Source organism: Streptococcus sp. KR, from assembly GCF_002238115.1.
Classification (GTDB): domain Bacteria; phylum Bacillota; class Bacilli; order Lactobacillales; family Streptococcaceae; genus Streptococcus.
The window spans coordinates 1-3,439 of sequence record NZ_NGVM01000042.1 but is presented as its reverse complement, the minus strand read 5'-3'; the positions used below and the strand labels follow the sequence as shown (position 1 = coordinate 3,439).

Here is a 3,439-nt window from a genome sequence, read left to right as displayed (position 1 = left end):
TGTCTTCATATAGCTTAAGATCAATAGAATCGTGTAACACTAGAACAATAACTTTGCTTAGGACAAAACGTAGATATAAGATCCAGATGACTACAAGTAGCATCAGTAAAGCGAGTATTAACCCCCACCGTTTTGTTTCAGGTTGACGTTCTAAAAAAATTGCTAATGCTCCTATAATCATTGATATAATATAACTTAACTGACTAATAGTCTCAATTTGTAGAAGAGTGTTTTCTGTCGCCCTACTTACTATTTTTTTTACTAATTTCATATATTACTCTCATTTCACTAATTCTAAATATTTCTTCGCTTCCTGTACACAAAAGAGTTCTGGATTTTCATGGGCGATACTTTCAAACAGACTACGGGTACGTTCTTCATCACCTTTTAGCTGAGCATTGAGAGCTCCGTAATAAGAGAACATGATTCGAGCTAATTTATTTTCTGGTTCGGTGGTGTCGAAGTAGCCTGTAACTTCTCCATTAAGTATTTTTGATACTGGTTCAATTAAATCCAACATTCTATTTTTATCAATTATTTTAATTTTTTCCCAATCATAAGAAACTAAAAGTTTAGAAATTTCATCCGTCTCCCTTAAATGAAGGTATGATAATGATTCTATAAATACGATGTTTAGTTCATAAATACGTTTCAAATTCAATTTAGAACTTGTAACTCTTATTCGTTCAGCATATTGGATTGCCTCACTAAAATTCCCTTGATAGAAAGCACACCTAGCTAAACCCAGATTTAAGGCATTTAAATTCCCTGTTTTATTATCAGGCCGCCTTTCATAAGTTTCAGTTAAAAGAGAAATATATTTTATAAAATTCACTTGCTCGTATAAAATAACTTCTGCAACGTGATTTACTAAAAAATGAGTTATTACAACGATAATAGTCAGTAATGTTAGAAATATGAGCAATAATGTAGTAACGACGGTTGATTTTACGAATAATAAACTAAGTGCTGTTGCAATAATTGTCCAACGTAGATAAAATAAAATAAAAACCTCCAGTATACTGCAGATTCGAATTGATGACCAATTCGAGATATTCTTAGAAATATTATCTAACATAAAAAACTCCTATAAAAAATTACAAACTAATTTATACAAACAAACTAGCTAAATAAGCTAGTAAAGCACCTCCAGCTGTGACAAGTCCCCGCCAAAGAAGAATGCAGTAGCTACTACAACTCCAATTACTACTTCCTTAGGATGCTCTACAACCCAATTAAAAGCAATACCAACTACCTCACCAGTTGTATTAAAAGTACCACTAACTACCTCACCAGTTGTATTAAAAATTTGAGTGAGATGATCTATCGTTCTTACCCCCGTCTCATTAGTAGTTTTAACTGTTGCGTAGTCTTGTTTGACCTGGTTATGTTCTTTCACATAGGTGACGTACGGTAAGAACTTATATCAGTTTTCTCCTTCTAAATATTTCTTCGCTTCCTGAACATAAAAGAGTTCTGGATTTTCATGGGCGATACTTTCAAACAAACTACGGGCACGAGCTTCATCTCCTTTTAATTGGGCATTGAGAGCGCCGTAATAAGAAAACACGATTCGAGCTAGCTTACTTTCTGGTTCAGTAATGTCGAAGTAGTCGTTCACTTCTTTATTGAACACAATATCTTTTATGGCTTGAGTTTGGACGACTAGTTTAGCTTTGCTTCCTTTAAAATCTGGCGCCTTGGACAATTGTTCCTCAAAGAAAGCAATATCTTGCGCATCTTGGAGATGAATGGAAACTAGCAATTGGTTGGAGCTTGTTCTTAGAAATAAGTCTCCCCTGAATCTCTTCCAAATTTTTTTAAAATTAATCTTTGCTAGGTTTTCTTTAGCAGACTGAAAATCACCTTGTAGGAAACTGACTTGTCCCTTAATAAAATGAAAATTTTCCTCATAGGTTGACCTATAAGGTTTGATAGATTTCTCAGCTTCAGCCTTGAACATAGCTTCATATATCTCTAAATCTATAGAATCGTGTAACATTAAATAGATAACCTTGTTGGACACAACTCGTAAATATAAAACAAGAATAAGGAATCCCAACATCAATGATATAAATATTAACGACCATAATTTTTCATTACCTTTAGATTCTAGAATCACTGCTAGCACTCCCAAAGATATTCCTAAGACTGAACTAAGTTGAATAATAGTTTCTATTTGTAACAGAGTGTTTTCTGTCGCCCTACTTACTATTTTTTCAATCAATTTCATATATTACTCTCATTTCACTAATTCTAAATATTTCTTCGCTTCCTGAACATAGAAAAGCTCTGGATTTTCATGGACGATACTTTCAAACAAACTACGGGCACGAGCTTCATCTCCTTTTAGCTGGGCATTGAGAGCTCCGTAATAAGAGAACATGATTCGAGCTAATTTATTTTCTGGTTCAGTGGTGTCGAAGTAGTCGTTTGATTTTTTCTTTAAAACAATATCCTCTATAGCTTTTATTATGTTTATTACATTCGTCTTCCAAGCAACCTGAGAATTTGTTCGAACTTTTAATGTAGCTAACATATCGATTTGGTTCGAAATTTCTTCTGCTCTATCAGCATGGATAAGTGAAAGAATCTTAAAGTAAATTGTGGATAATTCGATTTCAAATTTCTTATTAAAATTTTTACCCTCAAAATTTATTCGTTCCAAATTATCAAGTGTTTCTTCAAACTTTCCTTGGTAGTATGACGCTTGGGCAATAGCTAGTAAACAATTTGCATTATTAAACAGTTGTTGAGACTTGACTGAGTGTTCAGCTACATAACGATAATAACTTATGTGCTTGTCGAAATTAATATCTGTCAAAAAGATATTATCTACAGCTAATTTAACCAGTTTATTGTTTAATGAAATCAATGTCTCAAACCCAAAACATACTACCGTATAAGTAATGAATTTCATAAAATTCATTTCCCCACCTTTAAATAATTCAACAACCATGCCTATAAATGATAGGCAAACTATAGGAATTAAGCAAATGTATACTATTTTTGTCAAATTATATAATTTGGGAATTTCAAATCTAGATATTTTCAACGAATAGTTATTTATTATCTCTTTCACCATTATCCTCCATTGTAGAACTTAAATATAAGAAGTCGATCGCAATTACTAGAATCGCTATCAAGACTCCAAAGCCAAATGTCGATGCACTAACTGTATCACCATTAATTAAAGTACCAATAACAAAAACTGTAGCAACTACCTCTTTCCCCAGTTTTAAACCTATTCTCCATGATATACCTTCCACAATCCTGTCTCGTTAGTAAATTTAACTGTTGCATAGTCTTGTTTGATCTGATTACTCTCTTTTACTTAATTTAAACGAAAGGTACTAGGAAACATTATTACTTCCTAAATATTTTTTCGCTTCCTGAACATAAAAGAGTTCTGGATTTTCATGGGCGATACTTTCAAACA

The 3,439-nt window shown here is 32.7% G+C and carries 5 protein-coding genes and 1 pseudogene; all 6 read right to left on the bottom strand.

Annotation, left to right across the window (positions count from 1 at the left end; all coding sequences use genetic code 11):
• Positions 1 to 271: pseudogene (locus CBI42_RS13025) on the bottom strand (hypothetical protein); the annotation flags it as partial.
• Positions 272 to 280: 9 nt separating this feature from the next.
• A complete protein-coding gene (locus CBI42_RS10465; protein WP_094753943.1) occupies positions 281 to 1,078 on the bottom strand; it encodes a hypothetical protein in 798 nt (265 codons plus the stop codon).
• Positions 1,079 to 1,135: 57 nt separating this feature from the next.
• Positions 1,136 to 1,399, bottom strand: coding sequence for a hypothetical protein (locus CBI42_RS10460; protein WP_042751058.1), 264 nt, complete (start codon positions 1,397 to 1,399; stop codon positions 1,136 to 1,138).
• A 27-nt stretch (positions 1,400 to 1,426) separates the two neighbouring features.
• The gene (locus tag CBI42_RS10455; RefSeq protein ID WP_256963769.1) at positions 1,427 to 2,233 is read right to left on the bottom strand and encodes a hypothetical protein; all 807 of its coding nucleotides are present in this window, start codon (positions 2,231 to 2,233) and stop codon (positions 1,427 to 1,429) included.
• 9 nt (positions 2,234 to 2,242) lie between these two features.
• A complete protein-coding gene (locus CBI42_RS10450; RefSeq protein ID WP_094753942.1) occupies positions 2,243 to 3,085 on the bottom strand; it encodes a hypothetical protein in 843 nt (280 codons plus the stop codon).
• Positions 3,063 to 3,269 carry a hypothetical protein gene (locus CBI42_RS10445; protein WP_033681691.1) on the bottom strand — a complete coding sequence of 69 codons (207 nt, stop codon included), beginning with the start codon at positions 3,267 to 3,269 and terminating at the stop codon, positions 3,063 to 3,065. The genes CBI42_RS10450 and CBI42_RS10445 overlap by 23 nt, the downstream gene beginning before the upstream one ends.
• Positions 3,270 to 3,439: the final 170 nt, after the last annotated feature.

Bases quoted from the DNA above. Each gene is read 5' to 3' on its own strand.
- CBI42_RS10465 (WP_094753943.1), bottom strand. From the start codon at position 1,078: ATGTTAGATAATATTTCTAAGAATATCTCGAATTGGTCATCAATTCGA.
- CBI42_RS10455 (WP_256963769.1), bottom strand. From the start codon at position 2,233: ATGAAATTGATTGAAAAAATAGTAAGTAGGGCGACAGAAAACACTCTG.
- CBI42_RS10450 (WP_094753942.1), bottom strand. From the start codon at position 3,085: ATGGTGAAAGAGATAATAAATAACTATTCGTTGAAAATATCTAGATTT.